The organism is Streptomyces sp. NPDC037054, from assembly GCF_055606745.1.
The window spans coordinates 357,048-375,294 of record NZ_JBVJSJ010000007.1; the positions used below are offsets into that span (position 1 = coordinate 357,048).

General features: G+C 73.2%; 19 protein-coding genes. 8 read left to right on the forward strand and 11 right to left on the reverse strand.

Annotated elements, in window-relative coordinates:
* Window positions 1-53: 53 nt before the first annotated feature.
* From kdpC to ACZ7D7_RS19495, 5 genes are read right to left on the reverse strand one after another with little or no spacing between them, the layout of a single operon-like run.
* Complete coding sequence (gene kdpC, locus ACZ7D7_RS19475; protein ID WP_470825706.1) at window positions 54-701, reverse strand: potassium-transporting ATPase subunit KdpC; 648 nt, start codon at window positions 699-701, stop codon at window positions 54-56.
* Window positions 698-2,869: a potassium-transporting ATPase subunit KdpB gene (gene kdpB / locus ACZ7D7_RS19480; RefSeq protein WP_470825707.1), complete on the reverse strand. Its 2,172-nt coding sequence runs from the start codon at window positions 2,867-2,869 to the stop codon at window positions 698-700. Before kdpB ends, kdpC begins: the two co-directional genes overlap by 4 nt.
* Window positions 2,866-4,530 carry a potassium-transporting ATPase subunit KdpA gene (gene kdpA, locus ACZ7D7_RS19485; protein ID WP_470825708.1) on the reverse strand — a complete coding sequence of 555 codons (1,665 nt, stop codon included), beginning with the start codon at window positions 4,528-4,530 and terminating at the stop codon, window positions 2,866-2,868. Before kdpA ends, kdpB begins: the two co-directional genes overlap by 4 nt.
* 2 nt (window positions 4,531-4,532) lie before the next feature.
* Entirely contained in the window at window positions 4,533-4,622 is a 90-nt protein-coding gene (gene kdpF, locus ACZ7D7_RS19490) for a K(+)-transporting ATPase subunit F (RefSeq protein ID WP_470825709.1), read from the reverse strand.
* Window positions 4,619-4,792 carry a hypothetical protein gene (locus tag ACZ7D7_RS19495; RefSeq protein WP_470825710.1) on the reverse strand — a complete coding sequence of 58 codons (174 nt, stop codon included), beginning with the start codon at window positions 4,790-4,792 and terminating at the stop codon, window positions 4,619-4,621. The genes kdpF and ACZ7D7_RS19495 overlap by 4 nt, the downstream gene beginning before the upstream one ends.
* A 175-nt stretch (window positions 4,793-4,967) precedes the next feature.
* Between ACZ7D7_RS19495 and ACZ7D7_RS19500 the strand changes: the two genes are divergently transcribed.
* The 4 genes from ACZ7D7_RS19500 to ACZ7D7_RS19515 all read left to right on the forward strand — a co-directional run bounded on the left by ACZ7D7_RS19500 (window position 4,968) and on the right by ACZ7D7_RS19515 (window position 9,081).
* Window positions 4,968-6,350, forward strand: a complete 1,383-nt coding sequence (locus ACZ7D7_RS19500; protein WP_470825711.1) for a TrkH family potassium uptake protein — start codon at window positions 4,968-4,970, stop codon at window positions 6,348-6,350.
* Entirely contained in the window at window positions 6,343-7,065 is a 723-nt protein-coding gene (locus tag ACZ7D7_RS19505; protein WP_470825712.1) for a potassium channel family protein, read from the forward strand. The genes ACZ7D7_RS19500 and ACZ7D7_RS19505 overlap by 8 nt, the downstream gene beginning before the upstream one ends.
* A 152-nt stretch (window positions 7,066-7,217) precedes the next feature.
* Complete coding sequence (locus ACZ7D7_RS19510; protein ID WP_470825713.1) at window positions 7,218-7,622, forward strand: hypothetical protein; 405 nt, start codon at window positions 7,218-7,220, stop codon at window positions 7,620-7,622.
* Window positions 7,623-7,782: 160 nt separating this feature from the next.
* On the forward strand, window positions 7,783-9,081 hold the full coding sequence (locus tag ACZ7D7_RS19515) for an ArsB/NhaD family transporter (RefSeq protein ID WP_470825714.1): 1,299 nt from the start codon (window positions 7,783-7,785) through the stop codon (window positions 9,079-9,081).
* A gap of 6 nt (window positions 9,082-9,087) precedes the next feature.
* On the opposite strand, the gene ACZ7D7_RS19520 is transcribed toward ACZ7D7_RS19515, so the two are convergent.
* Both ACZ7D7_RS19520 and ACZ7D7_RS19525 read right to left on the reverse strand, forming a co-directional pair.
* A complete protein-coding gene (locus ACZ7D7_RS19520) occupies window positions 9,088-9,564 on the reverse strand; it encodes a CBS domain-containing protein (RefSeq protein WP_470825715.1) in 477 nt (158 codons plus the stop codon).
* Window positions 9,565-9,748: 184 nt separating this feature from the next.
* On the reverse strand, window positions 9,749-9,979 hold the full coding sequence (locus tag ACZ7D7_RS19525; protein ID WP_470825716.1) for a hypothetical protein: 231 nt from the start codon (window positions 9,977-9,979) through the stop codon (window positions 9,749-9,751).
* Between the two features lie 102 nt (window positions 9,980-10,081).
* Between ACZ7D7_RS19525 and ACZ7D7_RS19530 the strand changes: the two genes are divergently transcribed.
* Window positions 10,082-10,825, forward strand: a complete 744-nt coding sequence (locus tag ACZ7D7_RS19530) for a YqjF family protein (RefSeq protein WP_470825717.1) — start codon at window positions 10,082-10,084, stop codon at window positions 10,823-10,825.
* A 36-nt stretch (window positions 10,826-10,861) separates the two neighbouring features.
* On the opposite strand, the gene mscL is transcribed toward ACZ7D7_RS19530, so the two are convergent.
* Window positions 10,862-11,341 (reverse strand): large conductance mechanosensitive channel protein MscL, encoded by a 480-nt coding sequence (mscL, locus tag ACZ7D7_RS19535; RefSeq protein WP_470825718.1) that lies wholly within the window; start codon window positions 11,339-11,341, stop codon window positions 10,862-10,864.
* Window positions 11,342-11,635: 294 nt separating this feature from the next.
* On the opposite strand from mscL, the gene ACZ7D7_RS19540 reads away from it, so the two are divergent.
* The 3 genes from ACZ7D7_RS19540 (at window position 11,636) to ACZ7D7_RS19550 (ending at window position 15,747) form a co-directional block, all read left to right on the forward strand.
* On the forward strand, window positions 11,636-13,678 hold the full coding sequence (locus ACZ7D7_RS19540; RefSeq protein WP_470825719.1) for an ATP-binding protein: 2,043 nt from the start codon (window positions 11,636-11,638) through the stop codon (window positions 13,676-13,678).
* A gap of 123 nt (window positions 13,679-13,801) precedes the next feature.
* Window positions 13,802-14,539: a VOC family protein gene (locus ACZ7D7_RS19545; RefSeq protein ID WP_470825720.1), complete on the forward strand. Its 738-nt coding sequence runs from the start codon at window positions 13,802-13,804 to the stop codon at window positions 14,537-14,539.
* A gap of 185 nt (window positions 14,540-14,724) precedes the next feature.
* Entirely contained in the window at window positions 14,725-15,747 is a 1,023-nt protein-coding gene (locus tag ACZ7D7_RS19550; protein WP_470825854.1) for a lysylphosphatidylglycerol synthase transmembrane domain-containing protein, read from the forward strand.
* A gap of 34 nt (window positions 15,748-15,781) precedes the next feature.
* Here the strand turns inward: ACZ7D7_RS19550 and msrB are convergent, their stop codons facing one another.
* The 3 genes from msrB to ACZ7D7_RS19565 all read right to left on the reverse strand — a co-directional run bounded on the left by msrB (window position 15,782) and on the right by ACZ7D7_RS19565 (window position 18,193).
* The gene (gene msrB, locus ACZ7D7_RS19555; RefSeq protein WP_470825721.1) at window positions 15,782-16,189 is read right to left on the reverse strand and encodes a peptide-methionine (R)-S-oxide reductase MsrB; all 408 of its coding nucleotides are present in this window, start codon (window positions 16,187-16,189) and stop codon (window positions 15,782-15,784) included.
* Window positions 16,190-16,228: 39 nt separating this feature from the next.
* A complete protein-coding gene (gene murC / locus ACZ7D7_RS19560) occupies window positions 16,229-17,617 on the reverse strand; it encodes a UDP-N-acetylmuramate--L-alanine ligase (RefSeq protein ID WP_470825722.1) in 1,389 nt (462 codons plus the stop codon).
* A gap of 102 nt (window positions 17,618-17,719) precedes the next feature.
* On the reverse strand, window positions 17,720-18,193 hold the full coding sequence (locus tag ACZ7D7_RS19565; RefSeq protein ID WP_470825723.1) for a beta/alpha barrel domain-containing protein: 474 nt from the start codon (window positions 18,191-18,193) through the stop codon (window positions 17,720-17,722).
* Window positions 18,194-18,247: the final 54 nt, after the last annotated feature.

The window sequence follows — 18,247 nt, forward strand, 5'->3', positions numbered from 1 at the left end:
CCATTCAACGCGGACGGGAGCCGCCGCGGGCCCGCGCGCCGATGACGGTTTCCTTACGGCGCCGCCTCCCGCGCGTCCCGTGTGTCCTGCTTCATCTCCCGCAGCGCGAGGTTGAGTTCGAGGACGTTCACGCGCGCTTGGCCCAGGAACCCGGCGACGCGGCCCTCGGTGTGGTCCCGCACCAGCCGCTCCACCGGCCGGACCGGCAGCCCGTTGGCGCGTGCGACGCGGGCGGCCTGGAGTCCGGCGTACCGCGGGGAGATGTCCGGGTCGACGGCGGAGGCGGAGCCGGTGACCGCGTCGGCGGGGACCCGGGACTCGGGTACGCCGTTGAAGGCGGCCACCTGCCGTTTCGCGTCCCGTACGGCTCTCACGAGCCGCGGGTCGCTCGCGCCGAGCTGGCTGGAACCGGTGGCGAGCGGGTCGTAGCCGCTGTGGGACGGGCGGCCCTGGAACCACCGGGGGTCCGGGCGGTCGGTGCCGGGGACGTTCCAGCTCTGCCCGATCAGCCGCGAGCCGACCACCCTCCCGTCGGCCGACACGAGGGAGCCGTTCGCCCGGTCGGGGAAGGCGAGCCGGCCGACGCCGGTCACGGCCAGCGGGTAGAGGACGCCGGTGACGACGGTGAGGGCGAGCAGCATGCGCAGCGCGGCCCAGGCCGACCGGGCGGTGCGCGCGGGTGTGTTGGTCATGTCCTTCATCCGATCCCGGGGATCAGGGAGACGAGCAGGTCGATGAGCTTGATGCCGACGAACGGCGCGAGGAGCCCGCCGAGTCCGTACACGGCGAGGTTGCGGCGCAGCATGCGGTCCGCGCTCGCCGGCCGGTAGCGCACCCCGCGCAGGGCGAGCGGCACCAGCGCGACGACGACGAGCGCGTTGAAGACGACCGCGGAGAGGATCGCCGACTCCGGCGTCGCCAGCCGCATGATGTTCAGACGGTCGAGCGAGGGATGCGCGACGGCGAACATCGCCGGGATGACCGCGAAGTACTTGGCGACGTCGTTGGCGAGCGAGAACGTCGTCAACGCGCCCCGGGTGATGAGGAGTTGCTTGCCGATGCCGACGATCTCGATGAGCTTGGTCGGGTCGGAGTCGAGGTCGACCATGTTGCCGGCCTCCTTGGCGGCCGACGTGCCGGTGTTCATGGCCACGCCGACGTCGGCCTGGGCGAGGGCGGGGGCGTCGTTGGTGCCGTCGCCGGTCATCGCGACGAGCCTGCCGCCCGCCTGTTCCCGCCGGATGAGCGCCATCTTGTCCTCGGGGGCGGCCTCGGCGAGGTAGTCGTCGACGCCGGCCTCCCACGCGATCGCCCGCGCCGTGAGCGGGTTGTCGCCGGTGATCATGACGGTGCGGATGCCCATGCGGCGCAGTTCCTCGAACCGCTCCCGCATGCCGTCCTTGACGACGTCCTTGAGGTGGACGACGCCCAGCACCCGGGCCCCGGCGCCGTCCTCGACGGCGACCAGCAGCGGTGTGCCGCCCGCCTGCGCGATGCCGTCGGCGACGCGTTCGGCGTCCTCGGGCACCGTCCCGCCGCGCTCGCGCACCCAGGCGAGGACGGCGGCGGTGGCGCCCTTGCGGACGCTGCGGCCTTCGACGTCCACGCCGGACATACGGGTCCGCGCGGTGAACGGCACCCAGGTGGCGTGGCCGAGTTCGCCCGGCTTCCGCTCGCGCAGGCCGTACCGCTCCTTGGCGAGGACGACGACGGAACGGCCCTCGGGTGTCTCGTCGGCGAGCGACGACAGCTGGGCGGCGTCGGCGAGTTCGGCGGCCGTGGCGCCCTCGACCGGCAGGAACTCGGCGGCCTGCCGGTTGCCGAGGGTGATCGTGCCGGTCTTGTCGAGCAGCAGCGTGGAGACGTCGCCCGCGGCCTCGACGGCCCGCCCGGACGTGGCGAGCACGTTGCGCTGCACCAGCCGGTCCATGCCGGCGATGCCGATGGCGGACAGCAGGGCGCCGATGGTGGTGGGGATGAGGCAGACGAGCAGCGCCGTGAGCACGGTCAGGGAGGTCTGCCCGTCGGCGCCCGCGTACACCGCGAGCGGCTTCAGGGTGACGACGGCGAGCAGGAACACGATCGTGAGCGCGGCGAGGAGGATGTTCAGCGCGATCTCGTTGGGCGTCCGCTGCCGCGCCGCGCCCTCCACCAGGCCGATCATGCGGTCCACGAAGGTCTCGCCGGGCCGCGTGGTGATGCGGACGACGATACGGTCGGACAGCACCTTCGTGCCGCCGGTGACGGCACACCGGTCGCCGCCGGACTCGCGGATGACAGGCGCCGACTCGCCGGTGATCGCCGACTCGTCGACGCTCGCGACGCCCTCGACGACGTCGCCGTCGCCCGGGACGACGTCCCCGGCCTCGCACACGACGAGGTCCCCGACCCTCAACTCCGTGCCTGGGACCCGCTCTTCGCGGTCCCCGGCGAGCCGCCGGGCCACGGCGTCGGTGCGGGCCCGGCGCAGGGTGTCGGCCTGGGCCCGGCCGCGGCCCTCGGCGACGGCCTCGGCGAGATTGGCGAAGAGGGTCGTCAGCCACAGCCAGCCGGCGACGGCCCAGCCGAACCCGTCGCCGGGGTGGACGGCGGCGAGGCCGGTGGTGAGGACCGAACCGACCCACACCACGAACATCACGGGCGACTTGACCATCACCCGGGGATCGAGTTTGCGGACCGCGTCGGGCAGGGACCTCAGCAGCTGCGCCGGGTCGAACAGCCCGCCGCGGACCCGGCCCCCGGCTGGCGGACGGCCCTCGCGGCCCGCGTCGGGCGGGCTCTGGCGCGGCGGCCGGGCGGGGGCGGCCGATTCGTCTGTGCACGTCTCGGTGGACACGGCGTCCTCGTGGTTCGTGAGGTGGGTGGTCATGCCGCCAGCCCTTCGGCGAGCGGGCCCAGGGCGAGCGCGGGGAAGAAGGTGAGCCCGGCGACGACCGTGACGGCCCCCACCAACAGGCCGGTGAACAGGGGGTTTCCGGTGCGCAGGGTGCCGGCGGTGACGGGCACGGGCCGCTGCGCGGCGAGCGAGCCGGCCAGCGCCAGCACGAACACCATCGGCAGGAACCGGCCCAGCGCCATGCACAGGCCGAGCGTGGTGTTGAAGAACGCCGTGTTCGCGCCGAGGCCCGCGAAGGCGGAGCCGTTGTTGTTCGACGCGGACGTGTACGCGTAGAGCACCTCGGAGAAGCCGTGCGCGCCGGTGTTGGTCATGGCCGCCGGGCCGTCGGGCAGCGCCATCGCGAGGGCGGTGCCGGTCAGTACCAGGGCGGGGGTGACGAGGATGCAGCAGGCGGCGAGCTTGATCTCGCGGGTGCCGATCTTGCGGCCCAGGTACTCGGGCGTGCGGCCGACCATCAGGCCGGCGAGGAACACCGCGACGACCGCCATGACGAGCATGCCGTAGAGACCGGAGCCGACCCCGCCGGGCGCGATCTCGCCGAGCATCATGCCGAGCAGCAGCACCCCGCCGGACAGGCCCTGGTAGGAGTCGTGGAAGGAGTTGACGGACCCGGTCGAGGTCATGGTGGTCGAGACCGCGAACAGCGAGGACGGACCGACGCCGAACCGCTGCTCCTTGCCCTCCATGGCGCCGCCCGCGAGCTGCGAGGCGGTGCCGGGGTGGGCGTGCTCGACCCAGGTCACGGCGATCACGCCGGCGAACCAGATGACGGCCATGGCGGCGGCGATCGCGTGGCCCTGCCGGGGGCTCTTGACCATCGTGCCGAAGGTGCGCGGCAGCGAGAACGGGATCACCAGCAGCAGGAAGATCTCCAGCAGGTTGGTGAGGCCGTTCGGATTCTCGAAGGGGTGCGCCGAGTTGGCGTTGAAGAAGCCGCCGCCGTTGGTGCCGAGGTTCTTGATGGCCTCCTGGGAGGCGACGGCTCCCGGGCTGACGGTCTGCCGCTCGCCGGTCAGCGTGGTGACGGTGTGGAGGTCGCCGAAGTTCTGCACGGCGCCGGCGGCGATCAGCAGCACGGCGGCGACGGCGGACAGCGGCAGCAGGACACGGACGGTGCCGCGCACCAGGTCGGCCCAGAAGTTGCCGAGGTCCCCGGTGCGGGACCGGACGAAGCCGCGGACGAGCGCCACGGCCACCGCCATGCCCACGGCTGCGGACACGAAGTTCTGCACGGCGAGCCCGGCGGTCTGGGTGAGGTGGCTCATCGCCGTCTCACCGGAGTACGACTGCCAGTTGGTGTTCGTCACGAACGACACGGCGGTGTTGAACGCCTGGCCGGGGGCGATCGGCGCGAAGCCGAGCGACAGCGGCAGCACGTCCTGGACGCGCTGGAGGACGTACAGGAACAGCACGCCCACCGCGGAGAAGGCCAGTACGCCGCGCAGGTAGGCGCTCCAGCGCAGCTCCGCGTCGGGGTCGACGCCGACGGTGCGGTAGATCCAGCGCTCGACGCGCAGGTGCCGGTCGGAGGTGTAGACGGCGGCCATGTGGTCGCCGAGCGGGCGGTGCACCAGGGCGAGGGCGCCGACGAGCGCGGTGACCTGGAGCCCGTCGGCAAGCAGGGGGCTCACGCTCAGAACCTCTCCGGGAAGATCAGGGCGAGGACGAGGAAGCCCAGCAGGGCGACGGCCACGGTCAGGCCGACGGCGTTCTCGGCGGTCACAGCTTCCCCACCGCCTTGGCTATGAGGACCACCAGCGCGAACACCGCGATCGTGGTGACGACGAAGGCCACGTCGGCCATCGGGAGCTCCTGGAGGGGTTTCGGTCGTGTGCGGACGTCACGATGGAACGCCCGTTCCCGCCCGGATCGGCCGCCGTTGACGTGCCCCATACGGCCGCCCGCCCGGCCTTGACGAGTCTCTGACGTTCCGCGTCGGCCCGCCGCCACCTGCGCGGACGAGAGCCCCGGAGCGGCGCGGGACGGCCCGGCGGATCGGCGGGTAGGGTGTGCGGCCGGATCTTGACGGGCCCCGCGGAACGGGCATGGGAACAGGTGGGAGGTGGCCGTGACGTCGGCGCTGCTGAGCCGCGTGCGGTCGGGCACCGCCCTGCTCGTCGCCCATCCCGCGCGGGCCGTCGTGGTGGCGTTCGCGGTGGTGGTGCTGGTCGGCGCGACGCTGCTGACGCTGCCGCTCGCCGCCGAGGACGGCTCCGCGACCGGCTTCGTGACCGCGCTGTTCACGGCCACGTCGGCGGTGTGCGTGACGGGCCTCGCGGTCGTGGACACGGGGACGTACTGGAGCGGCTTCGGGCAGGGCGTCGTCCTCGTGCTGATCCAGGTCGGCGGCTTCGGCATCATGACGCTGGCCTCGCTGCTGGCGCTGCTGATGTCGGGCCGGCTCAGGCTGCGCATGCAGCTGACGGCGCAGGCCGAGACCAGGAGCCTCGGCATCGGCGAGGTGCGCCGGGTGCTGCTCGGCGTCGCCGGCACCACCCTGATCGTGGAGCTGGCGGTCGGCGCGACGCTGGCGCTGCGGTTCCGCTACGGCTACGGCCACAGCATCGGCGACGCCGTGTACATGGGCGGGTTCCACGCCGTGTCGGCCTTCAACAACGCCGGTTTCGGCCTGCACGCGGACAGCCTGACGCGGTACGCCGCCGACGCCTGGGTCACCCTGCCGGTCTCGGTCGCGGTGATCCTGGGCGGCATCGGCTTCCCGGTGCTGCTGGAGCTGCTGCGGCACCGGCACCGCAAACGCACCACCGGCCGCCGCCGGTTCACCCTGCACACCAAGCTCACGCTCATCACCACGGCCGTCCTGCTGGTCGCCGGGACCGTGCTGACGTGCGCGCTGGAGTGGTCCAACCCGGGCACGCTCGGCCCGCACTCGGTGTTCGGCAAGGTGCTGAACGGCTTCTTCCACTCGACGATGAGCCGCACCGCCGGCTTCAACGCGGTCGACGTCGGCGCCCTGCACGCGTCGACGCTGCTGATGACGTGCGTGCTGATGTTCATCGGCGGCGGCAGCGCGGGCACCGCGGGCGGCATCAAGGTGACCACCTTCGCGGTGCTGGCCGCGGCGATGCTGGCCGAGGTGCGGGGCGAGCCGACGTCGTCGGTACTGGGCCGCCGGCTCGGCCCGCACGTGCTGCGGCAGGCGCTGACCGTGGCCCTGCTGGGCATCGGCCTGGTGATGGCGGCGACGCTGGCCCTGCTGACGATCACCCACCAGCCGCTGGACGCGGTGCTGTTCGAGGTGGTGTCCGCGTTCGCGACGGTCGGCCTGTCGACCGGCATCACCGCCGACATCCCCGCGGCCGGCCAACTGCTGCTGGTGGGGCTCATGTTCGTGGGCCGCCTCGGTCCCATCACCCTGGTCTCGGCGCTCGCGCTGCGCGAGCGCACCCGCCGCTACGAACTGCCCGAGGAGCGACCCGTCATTGGCTAACGTCCTGCATTCCCTGCGTCGGCGGCGCCGCAAGCGCCTCGCCGAGACCCACGTCCGCGAGTCCGCCGATCAGCGGGTGGCCGTGATCGGCCTGGGCCGCTTCGGTTCGTCCCTCGCGGGCGAGCTGATGCGGCGCGGCTGGGACGTGCTCGGTCTGGACACCGACGCACGCCTGGTGCAGAAGTACAGCGACGAGCTCACGCACGCCGCCGTCGCCGACTGCACCGACGCCGAGACGCTGCGCCAGCTCGGCGTCAACGAGTTCACCAGCGCGGTGGTCGCCATCGGCACCGACATCGAGGCGTCGATGCTGGTGAGCTCCAACCTGCTGGACGCCGAGGTGCCCAACATCTGGGCGAAGGCCATCAGCCGCCAGCACGGCCAGATCCTGGAGCGCCTCGGCGTGCACCACGTGGTGCTGCCCGAGCACGAGATGGGCGAGCGCGTGGCCCACCTGGTCACCGGCCGGATGCTGGACTTCATCGAGTTCGACGACGACTACGCCCTGGTCAAGACGGTCGCCCCGGACATCGCGACGGGCGTCCCGCTCGGCACGAGCCAGGTCCGCAGCCGGTTCGGCGTGACCGTCGTCGGCATCAAGCGCCCCGGCGAGGACTTCACGTACGCCACGGCCGAGACCGTCGTCGAGCGGGGCGATGTCATCGTCGTGACCGGCAAGACGCACGCGGTGGAGGCGTTCGCCGACCTGAGCTGACCCGGCCTGAACCGACCCGGCCCGCGCCGAGCCGCCCGAACCGGCCGAACCGGCCGGGAACGACGCCGGAGCGGCCCGCCCGAGCGCATGGCAGGATTTTCGCACCGGCGTCCGCGTGGGCCGCCGGCCGGCGGACGGCGGAAGGAGCGGGGATGGTGCGGTGGCGGCCGCTGCGGGGTGCCCGGGTGCGGCCCGTTCCCGAACCGGTGGCGACGCCGTTCGTGTGGCTGGCGGCGTTCGTCGGCTCCCTGGTGCTGGTGACGGTGCTGGGCGTGGCGGGCGGGCTGGCCAGTTCGTCCGTGGCGCTCGCGGCGCTGAGCGTGCTCGCGGTGGTGCTGGGGCTGCCCGCCCGGTTCCAGGCGGCGCCGGGCATCGCGGTCGTGTGCTGGATGTTCCTCAACAACTTCGCGGTGGCGCCGCGCGGCCGGCTCAGCTGGGACGGGCATCCCGACGCGGCGCGGTTCGTCGTCCTCCTCGCCGCCGCGGCGCTCGGCACGGTCGTCGCCCGGCTGCTGCACGCGCGCGGCGCGCACCACCGCACGACGCCGGGACGCTGACCGGCGCCGCCGCGCCAGGAGCCGCTGTCTCCGTCGCGTCGGGAACAGGTAAGGTTCCCCGCGGTGTGCCGGGAAGCCTGGTCGGCGAACAAGGGACAGGTCTCTTCTCCGACCGGCAGCCGCGCGAGCCGCCGGTCGGCGCAAACCGCAGCGGAGGATCGTGAACGACTGGCACAGCTGGGCCGCCCTCGTCGTCTTCGTCGGCGCCTACGCGTTGATCATCAGCGAGAAGATCCACCGCGTGGCCGTCGCCCTCGGCGGCGCCGCCCTGATGCTGGCGCTCGGCGCCACCGACGACAAGTCGGCGTTCTACTCGGAGCACAGCGGCGTCGACTGGAACGTCATCTTCCTGCTGCTCGGCATGATGATGATCGTCGGCGTGCTGAAGCGGACCGGCATGTTCGAGTACCTGGCCATCTGGTCGGTGAAGCGGGCCCGCGCCAAGCCCTTCCGGGTGATGGCCATGCTGGTCGTGATCACGGCGGTGGCCTCGGCGCTGCTGGACAACGTGACCACGGTCCTGCTGATCGCCCCGGTGACGCTGCTGGTGTGCGAGCGCCTGGCGCTGCCCGCGACCCCGTTCCTGATCGCCGAGGTGATGGCGTCGAACATCGGCGGCACCGCGACGCTGGTCGGCGACCCGCCCAACATCATCATCGCCAGCCGCGCGGGCATGACCTTCAACGACTTCCTCGTGCACCTGGCGCCGCTGGTCGCCGTCCTGCTGGTCGTCCTGGTGCTGTTGTGCCGCGTGCTGTTCCGCAAGTCCTTCGTCTACAACGAGGACCGCGCCGCCGAGATCATGGCGCTGGAGGAGCGGGAGGCCATCAAGGACCACCGCATGCTGATCCAGGGCCTGGTGGTGCTGGCCCTGGTGGTGGCCGGTTTCGTGCTGCACCCGGTGCTGCACTACGAGCCCAGCGTCGTCGCCCTGCTCGGCGCGGGTCTGCTGATCACGATCTCGAAGGCGCAGACCGGCGAGGTCCTCGGCGAGGTGGAGTGGCCGACGCTGGCGTTCTTCGCCGGCCTGTTCATCATGATCGGCGGCCTCATCGAGACCGGCGTGATCGGCGAGGTCTCCAAGTCGCTGGCCGGCCTGATCGGCGACAACGAGTTCGGCGGCTCGATGCTCCTGCTGAGCGCCTCCGCCGTGCTGTCCGGCATCGTCGACAACATCCCGTACGTCGCGACCATGGCGCCCATCACCAGCGACCTCGTCGAGGGCATGGGCGGCGGCAGCGACCACGTGATGTGGTGGGCCCTGGCGCTCGGCGCGGACCTCGGCGGCAACGCCACGGCGATCGGCGCGAGCGCCAACGTGGTGGTGCTGGGCATCGCCGAGCGCAACCGGCAGCCGATCTCCTTCTGGCAGTTCACCAAGTACGGCCTGATCGTCACGGCCGTCACGGTGCTGCTGGCGATGGGCTACGTCTGGCTGCGGTACTTCGCGCTGGCCTGACCGGGGTCAGTCCCGCCGCACCTCCCCCGCCGCGCTGAGCAGTTCGTGCAGGAGGTGGGAGGCGGTGATCACGCCGAGCAGGTGGGTGCCGTCCTTGGCCGTCTCCGCCACCGCCACCAGCGGGCTGCGCACCCGGGCCATCAGCGCCGCCACCTCCAGCGCCGTGTCGTCGGGCTCGGCGATCGGCGGCTTCGTCGGCTGTCCGGACAGGCAGTCCCCCACGCGCCGGCCGGCCAGCGCCTGGCAGAGCCGGTCGGCGTGCGGCTCGTCGACGACCGCCGCGAGGGTCGGGTCCTCGACGACGTAGGCGGGGACCAGCACCTTCACCATCTGGGAGGCGGGCAGGATCGCCTTCGGCTCGCCCCGCTCGTCGAGCACCAGCAGTCCGGGCAGCTTGTGCTCGGCCATCATCCGGGCCGCCTCCAGGGCGTCGCTGTCGACGCTCACCGACTCGTATTCGACCGCCAGATCCCGAGCGCGCACGACGGACTCCTCGTCAGCTCCACGGCAGCCGGGGCCCGGCTGCGCACGTCCTGTGACCAGCCTCGTACGCGGACGGCCCGGGGGCCGCGCCACTGACGGAACGCATACGCCCCGGGCGGGGGTCAGCGGCCGGGTGCCGGTGGCGTGAGCGCGCCACCGGGGGTCCGGCGGCCGAGGCTCCGCTTCACCGGGTGCCCGCCGAACCCTCGCTCCAGTCGTACGGGCCGCCTCCGCGCCAGTCGATCAGCTCGGGGTCGTCCACGGCGGTGTCGACGGCGGGCAGCCCGGCGCCGTGCAGGATCTCCATCACGTCGAACAGGCCGTAGGCGGTGCCCGCCTCCTCGTCGCGGACCGTCACGCGCCGACCGCCGTCCGGTGCGGGCGGGAACACGACAACAGGGGGGCGTCGCTCCATGCCACCACCATGCCCGCCCGGCGCCCGGAACGCAGCCCCGCGTGGGCCTTCCGGGTCCCGGCGCCGTTCTCCGCCCCGGGGCCCCGTGCTAGAACACCGGCCATGAGGGCCGAGCCGATCACCCTGTCCGCGCCGCGTCCGGTGCGGCGCCCCGCCCTGGTGCAGGGCTGGCACGAGCTGACGTTCCTGCACTGGCCGGCGGACCCGGCGGCGGTGGCGGCGCTGCTGCCGGCCGGCACCCGCCCCGACACCCTGGACGGGGCGACGTACGTCGGTCTGGTCCCGTTCGTGGTGCGCCGCACGCGCCCGGCGGCCGGGCCGGCGGTGCCGTACCTGGGCACGTTCTGCGAGACGAACGTGCGGCTGTACTCGGTGGACGACCAGGGCAGGCGCGGGGCCTTCTTCCTGTCCATGGACGCCGCGCGGCTGCTGCCGGTGCTGGCCGGGCGGCTCGGGGTGCGGCTGCCGTACCGCTGGGCGGCGATGCGGCTGCGCCGCCGGCACGACGTGGTCACGTACGCGTGCCGGCGGCGCGAGAGCGGGCGGCCGGGCAGCGGGGCCGAGGTGCGCATCGGGGCGCCCGTCGCGGATCCCTCGCCGCTGGAGCGGTTCCTGACCGCCCGGTGGGGCCTGCACGTGTCCTGGCACGGCCGGACCCTGTACCTGCCCAACGACCACGAGCCGTGGCCCCTGCACCGCGCGGAACTGCTCCGACTCGACGACGGGCTGATCCGGGCGGCCGGACTGCCGCCGGTGCAGGGGCCGCCGGTCAGCGTCCTGTACTCGCCGGGGGTCACGGCCCGGTTCGGGACACCGGTCCGGGTGCGGGCCCAGCGCACCGGATGAGGGCGCAGGACGGGGGGACGCGGCGGGCGGCCGGTGTCATTCGCGGGTGGAGCCGCCCGGGCCGCGCTGGGCGACGAGGCTGTCGCGGATCTCCTTGAGGACCTGCAGCTCGGTCACCTCGATGACCTCCTGCGCGCCCTCCTTCTCCTTGCGGCGGGCCTCGGCTCGGGCCAGGTACTTCGCCATCGGCAGGACCATCAGGAAGTAGACCACCGCAGCGGTGATCAGGAAGCTGAGCGCGGCACCGAGGACCGAACCCCACAGGATCATCACGCCACTGGTGACCGTGCCGTCGGCCGCCTTCTCGCAGGGGCCCTTCAGACACGAGCTGTAGCTGTCGAGGTTCTTCGTCCCGATGGCGCCGACGAGCGGGTTGATGACGCCCTTGACCACCGCGTTGACGATGTTGGTGAAGGCGGCACCGATGACCACCGCCACCGCCAGGTCGACCACGTTCCCACGCATCAGGAAGGCCTTGAAGCCATCCAGAACGCCCGGCTCCTTCTTGTCACTCACTGGGAGCCTCTCTCCTTATGTTCAGGTAGCACAACAATCAGCAGCGCAACCTACGCCACCGCAGTGACGTTACCTCCCTTTCGTTAACTCGATCGAGCTACTTGACATCGAACCTCCACAATTGCCGCCAACCAGATATCGAATGTCCGTCCAGGTGTTCCTCGTGATGAGTGGTCCCGTGCCCCACGGCGCCACTCGGCACCCGACCGGGCCGTTGGGGTTCCCGTGGCGCCGCAGCAGTGACGGTTCTGCAAATCAGCCGAAGATCCGAAGACGGTACGGAGACCAACGAAAGTGTGGACACGCATCGGCGGCCCCGAGGTTCTGCCTGCGTCCGGCGAGGAAGGACTCGGTGGCCTCGTCGGCCGGGGCCCCGAGTCGGAGACCCTGCGAGAACTGCTCCGCGAGCACCGTCTGGTGACGGTCACCGGCCCGGCCGGCATCGGCAAGAGCCGGCTGGCCGCCACCGCCGTGGCCGCGACACGCGACGCGCCCTGGCAGCACGTCGTACGCGTGCACTGGCAGGGCCGGGGGCCGGCGGCGCCCGGCGCGCTCGCCGCCGCCGTCGTCCGCTCGGTGTCCGGGGTGCGGCCGCGACGCGAGTCGGTGGGCGTCGACACGGTGATCCGTGGGCTGCCCGGCGTGCGGAACCTGCTCTTCATGGACGACGTCGACCCGGCGCACGAAGAGTGCGTCGGGCTCGTGCAGCGCCTGCTGCTGACCGTGCCGGACCTGCGCGTCCTGGTGACGGCACGCCGGCCCCTGGGGCTGGGGGACGAGCGGGTGCTGCGAGTGCCACCGCTGCGGACGGAGGACGCCGAGGACGCCGAGGACGCCGAGGGCGCAGAGGACACAGAGGGCGCAGAGCACGGGGAGGGCGGGGAGGGCGGCGAGACCGGTGCGGGTGGGCGCGGGCCCGCCGTTCAGTTGTTCCTCGCCCGGGCGCGGGCCCTGGTCGACGGGTTCCACGCCGAGGGCGCCGAGCTGGACGCCGTGGCCGGGATCTGCGCGACCCTGGAGGGCGTGCCGCTGGCGATCGAGCTCGCCGCCGCGCAGATGGACCGGCACCGGCCGACCGAGCTGGCCCGGCTGCTGCGCCGCCACCAGTGCTGGCTGGCCGCCCCGCACGCGCCGCTGCGCCGGCACCGGTCCCTGCGGGAGGCGGTCGGTTCGAGCTACGTGCTGTGCGACCGGACGCTGCGGGTGGTGTGGGGACGGGCCAGCTCGTTCGCCGGGCCGTTCTCCGAGGGGACCGCGGTGTTCCTGTGCGCCGGCGGGGGCGTCGCGCCGCACGACGTGCCCGGGGCGCTGGCGCGGCTCGCGGCGATCGGGGTGCTGGAGCCCGTCGGGGATCCCGGGGGTGTGCGGCAGCCCCGCTACCGGATGGGCCGGGCGGCCCGGGACTTCGGCGCCGAACGGCTGCGGGAGGCCGGGGAGTTCCCGGTGGCCGTGGAGCGGCTGATGGTGCACTGCCGACGGGCGGCGTCCGTCGCCGAGAACCTGTGGAGCACCGGCTGCCAGTCGCAGGCCGTGCACCTCGTCCGGGACGAACTGGCCGACGTCACCGCGATGGTGGAGTACGCGCTGCAGCACCCCGAGCACGCGGAGGCGGCGCTGGACGTGGTCGTCAGCCTGTGGTTCTGGTGGGCGGTGTACGACGGGGTCGAGCAGGGACGCGACTACCTGATGCGGCTGCTGCCGCTGTGCGACGCGGACGATCCCCTCGTGGTCCGGGGACTGTGGCTGGCGGCGTGGCTGGCGGTGGCCGGTGATCCGGAGACCGCGCGGACGCTGCTGGGGCGGGCGTGGCCGGCGGCGGTGCTGGCGGGCGACGACGCGACGGTGGGCCGCATCGCGCACGTGCAGGGGATGCTGGCGCTGCACGCGGACGACGCGCGGTCCGCCGCGGAGCACTTCAGGGAAGCGGCGGAAACGATCCCGCCGTACGCGCCCGGGGGTCCGTCGCCGGCGCTGAGCATGGCGGCCCGCGCGGTCGCCCAGGCGGCGTTCGCGCCCGGCGCGGCCCGCCGCAGTGCCCGGCGCGCGCTGCGGTACCCGGGGATCCGGCACGACACGTGGGCCTGCCTGGTCGCCCGCTACGCGCGCGCCTTCGTCGACCACCGCACGGGCCACGGCGGGCGGGCCCGGAACCGCGCCCACCGCGCCCTGGCGTCGCTGGACCCGGCCGTCCCGGCCCCGCACGGCGCGACGGCCCTGCGCCGGCTGATCACGGACATCGAGTCCGGCGTCCAGCCCGGCCCGCACCTGCGCACCGCCTGCCCGCCCCGCCTCCTGACCCCGCCCCCACCGGCCGCGGCAACGGCGGTCCGTCGCTAGTGCTGCGGGAGTTGAGGATGGTCCCCGATGCCGGGGCCGGCGGCGGGAGCCAGGGGCAGGCCGTGCGTGCCGGGCGTCGCGAGTCCGCCCGCCGCTTCGCGGACACGGCCTAGGATCGGGGGCATGGCGACGCGACTCGTGCAGATCAACATGAAGGCCCATGACGACTCGGCGCTCGGGCGGTTCTGGGCGGAGGCGCTCGGGTGGGGTGTCGACAGCGAGGGACCCGGCGTCACCAACCTCGAACCCGTGGGGTTCTCCTATCCCGACCCCACGGCCGTCTGCATCGATCTCATCGCCCGCCCGGAACCCAAGACGGTGAAGAACCGGGTGCACCTCGATCTGGCCACCACTTCGACGGCCCATCAGGCGGAGCTGGTCGCGCGCCTGAAGGAGCTCGGCGCGACGCTCGCCGACGTGGGCCAGGGCGACGTCCCCTGGACGGTCATGGCCGACCCGGAGGGCAACGAGTTCTGCGTCCTGGAGCCCCGCCCCGTCCACCGGGACACCGGGCCGATCGCCGCGGTGGTGGTCGACTGCGCCGACCCTCGGGCGATGGCCCGGTTCTGGGACAGCGCGATGGACTGGACGCTGCACGAGGTCACCGACGACCTGGCGACCATGCGATCCGCCCAAGGCGTCGGCCCCTACCTGGAGTTCGTCCGCACCCCCGACACCAAGAGCGTGTGGAACCGCGTCCACCTCGACGTCTGCCCCTACCCCGACGGCGACATGAAGGCGGAGGAGGCCCGGCTGCGCGCGCTGGGCGCCACCGACCCGGGAATCGACCAGTCCGAGATCAACTGGACGGTCCTGGCCGACCCCGAGGGCAACGAGTTCTGCCTCCTCACGCCTCGCTGACCCGGTGACGCCGGCTGGCGGGCGTCACCCGCCGCCACCGTTTCCTCCGCGCCCCGTCGGCTCGCGGACACCGGCCCGTCATGCCGGGCGGAAAGGGTGGACCACAGTCCCCCTCCCCCGCCCGCCTCCCCATGCGTACGTCCGCACCCGAGTCACCGGACGTGACGTGGAAGGACGACGTCGCCGTGTCCCTGCTCCCGCTCGACGCCATCACCCGGCCCGACACCCTCGCCCGGCCCCTCCCCGCCGCCGGCGCCCGCCGCTCCCTGCCCCGGCTCGCCCGCCACGTCCCCGTACTGCTGCCCCTGGTGCTCGTCGCGGGATGGGCCGCCGCCGACTGGCAGACCGTGCGGGACGGCGCCGCGCGGATCGCCGGGGCCGACCCCTGGTGGCTGCTCGCCGGCCTGCTGTTCACCTGCCTCGGCTGGGTCGCCGCCGCCTGCGTCCGGCAGGGCGCCCTGCCGGAGAAGCTGCCCCCGGGTCCGCTGCTCGCGTCGCAGTTCGCCGCGGGCGCCGCCAATCACGTCCTGCCCGCGAGCATCGGCGCCCACGCCGTGACCCTGCGCTTCCTCCAGCGCCAGGGCGTCCCGCTCGCCCGCGCCACCTCGTCCCTCGCCCTGTACTCCCTGGTCAGGCCCGTCGCGAAGGTGTGCGTGCTGGTGGGCTTCCTGGTCGCGTTCCCCGGCGCGGCCCCGGGGCTCGGGGAGTTCCGGTTCCTCCCGGAGCGGCGGGTCCTCGTCCTCGTTCTCGGCGGGGCGGGCCTCGGGGCGGTGGCGGTCTGCCTCGTGCTGTTCGCCGTACGGCGCCTGCGGCGGCCCGTCGTCGGCTTCCTGCGGACCGCACTCGCCGACGCGCGGCGGCTGCACACCATGCCCGCCCGGGTGCTCGCACTGTGGGGTGGTGCGGCGCTCACGCCGGTCCAGCAGGGCACCGTGATCGCCTGCGTCGGCTTCTCGCTGGGGCTGCCGCTGTCCTGGGCGCAGGCCGTGCTCGCGCTGCTGGTCGCCAGTACGGCGGTGGGGGCCGTGCCGGCGCCGGGCGGCATCGGCCCCGTGGACGCGGCGCTGGTGTTCACCATGGTCGCGTTCGGCGCCCCGCTCACGGCCGCCACGGCCACCGTCGTCGGGTACCGCGTCCTGACCGTGTGGGTGCCCCTGCTGCCCGGCGCCCTGGTGCTCTCCCTGCTGGTGCGCAGGAAGGTGCTGTAGGCGAAGGGCGCGCAGGGGGTGCGGCGACGGCGCGTCAGGCGTTCTTCGGCGTCAGGCGCAGGGAGATGGAGTTGATGCAGTAGCGCTGGTCCGTCGGCGTCGGGTAGCCCTCGCCCTTGAAGACGTGTCCCAGGTGGGAGCCGCAGCGGGCGCAGCGGACCTCGGTGCGGACCATGCCGTGGGAACGGTCCTCCCGGAGTTCGACCGCGTCGGTGTCCTTCGGGTCGAAGAAGGACGGCCAGCCGCAGTGGGACTCGAACTTCGTGTCGGACGTGAACAGTTCGGCGCCGCAGGCGCGGCACGCGTAGACGCCCTCGGTCCTGGTGTCGGTGTACTCACCGGTGAAGGCGGGCTCGGTGCCGGCCTGGCGCAGCACGGCGTACTCGGCGGGGCTCAGCTCCGCGCGCCATTCCTCGTCCGGTTTCTCGACGTCGTACGGCATGCGTCTCAGCCCCTCGTTCCGCTCGGTTTCGTCACTTCGTCACTTCGTCAGGCGGTCCAGGACGACCGGGCCCAGGTCCGTGACGTCTCCCGCGCCCATGGTGATAACGAGGTCACCGGGCTTGGCCATTCCCGCGATCACGCCGGGGACCTCGGCCTTGTCGTGCACGGGGGTCACGTCGGCGCCGGCGGCCCGGGCCGCCTCGATGATCAGGTCGCTGGTGACGCCGGGGATCGGGTCCTCGCGGGCCGGGTAGATGTCGAGGACCACGGAGGCGTCGGCGAGGGCGAGGGCCTGGCCCATCTCCTTGCCGAGTTCCTGGGTGCGGGAGAACAGGTGCGGCTGGAAGACGACGAGGATGCGCGCGTCGCCGGCCGCCGCGCGCATGGCCTCCAGGTCGGCGGTCATCTCGGTGGGGTGGTGCGCGTAGGAGTCGACGACCTGGACGCCGGCGGCCTCGCCCTTCAGCTGCAGGCGGCGCTTGACGCCGGTGTACGCGGCGAGGGCGGGGGCGAGTTCGGCGGCGGGGATGCCGAGGGCTGCGCCGGCGGCGAGCGCGGCGACGGCGTTGTGCGCGTAGTGGCGCCCGGGGACGGAGACCGTGAAGGTGAGCTCGTGGCCGTCGAGGAGGACGGTCACCTCGCTCTTGAGGCCCTGCGGGACGACGGACAGGACGCGGACGTCGGCGTCGGCCGACTCGCCGTACGTCACGGTCCGCACCGTGCCCGCGAGGCGGCGGGTCAGCTCGCGCGCGCCCTCGTGGTCGGCGGTGATCACCAGCGTGCCGCCGGGCACGATCTTCCCGGCGAACATCTCGAAGGACTCGTAGATCTCCTCCATCGACGCGTAGTTGGCGTGGTGGTCGAGTTCGACGTTGAGGACGATCGCGACCTCGGGGGCGTACTTGTGGAAGCTGCGGTCGGACTCGTCGGCCTCGGCGACGAAGATGTCGCCGTCGCCGTGCAGCGCGTTGGAGCCGGGCGCGTCCAGGTCGCCGCCGATGGCGTACGACGGGTTGAGGCCCAGCTCGGAGAGGGAGACCGCGAGCATCGACGTGGTGGTGGTCTTGCCGTGCGTGCCGGCGACCGCGATGGGGCGCAGGCCGTCCATCAGGCGGGCCAGGGCGTCCGAGCGGTGGACCACCGGGATGCCGAGCTCGGCGGCGCGCGCCAGCTCGGGGTTGTCCGCGCGGATCGCGGAGGAGACGACGACGCAGGTGGCGTCGGACGCCAGGTGCTCCGCGGCGTGCCCGATGTGCACGGTCGCGCCCAGGGCGCGCAGCGCCTCGGCGGTCGCGGAGTCCTTGGCGTCGCTGCCGACCACCTCGGCACCGCGCTGCGCGAGGATCTTCGCGATGCCCGACATTCCGGCGCCGCCGATGCCGATGAAGTGCGGGCGGTCCATGGCGGTAGGAAGGCCGGGTGCCATGCGCGTTTCTCCCCAGTGGTGCGTCGGGTGGTACGTGATCGGTGTGCTGCGGTGGTACGGCGCCGCCGCCCGGGAGGACCCGCGCGAGGGCGCCGCCCAAGCCTATGCCTTGCTGTGCGAGAACAGTTTCAGCACCGGGACGCCCACCTTGTGCCGGGCCCGGGACGCCCAGTCCCGGTGGAAGAACTCCTCCACGTAGTGCGGGTCGGTCAGCACGATCACCTCGTCGGCGCCGGCCTCCTCGACCATGGTCTTCAGGGCGTCGAGGGGGTGGTCGTCGACCAGCCGCCCCTCGGCGGCGCTGCCGGACGCTCTGAGGGCGGCGAGCGACACCTCCAGGGCCCGGCGGCCCGTGCTCAGCGCCTCCTCGCCCTCGGGCGTCTCGCCCTCGCGGACGGCCTCGTCGAGTTCGCCGAGCGCGACGTCGTCGATGGCCCTCAGCAGCCGGTCGGCCTGTTCGCCGCGCGGCTGGAGCAGCACGTGGAAGGAGACGGGCTCGTCCCCGTGCAGCGTGGTGACGAACTCCACGTCGGCGGACGTCAGGGCCTTCTCGATCATCAAAACGCTTGTGAACACCAGGCGCCCCTTCTCCTTCGAGGGCTCCGGGCCCTCAATCCTCCGTAGGCCGAG

Bases quoted from the DNA above. Each gene is read 5' to 3' on its own strand.
- ACZ7D7_RS19530 (WP_470825717.1), top strand. From the start codon at position 10,082: ATGAGGGCCGAGCCGATCACCCTGTCCGCGCCGCGTCCGGTGCGGCGC.
- kdpB (WP_470825707.1), bottom strand. From the start codon at position 2,869: ATGACCACCCACCTCACGAACCACGAGGACGCCGTGTCCACCGAGACG.
- msrB (WP_470825721.1), bottom strand. From the start codon at position 16,189: ATGCCGTACGACGTCGAGAAACCGGACGAGGAATGGCGCGCGGAGCTG.
- kdpC (WP_470825706.1), bottom strand. From the start codon at position 701: ATGAAGGACATGACCAACACACCCGCGCGCACCGCCCGGTCGGCCTGG.
- murC (WP_470825722.1), bottom strand. From the start codon at position 17,617: ATGGCACCCGGCCTTCCTACCGCCATGGACCGCCCGCACTTCATCGGC.
- ACZ7D7_RS19510 (WP_470825713.1), top strand. From the start codon at position 7,218: ATGGTGCGGTGGCGGCCGCTGCGGGGTGCCCGGGTGCGGCCCGTTCCC.
- ACZ7D7_RS19545 (WP_470825720.1), top strand. From the start codon at position 13,802: ATGGCGACGCGACTCGTGCAGATCAACATGAAGGCCCATGACGACTCG.
- ACZ7D7_RS19525 (WP_470825716.1), bottom strand. From the start codon at position 9,979: ATGGAGCGACGCCCCCCTGTTGTCGTGTTCCCGCCCGCACCGGACGGC.
- ACZ7D7_RS19495 (WP_470825710.1), bottom strand. From the start codon at position 4,792: ATGGGGCACGTCAACGGCGGCCGATCCGGGCGGGAACGGGCGTTCCAT.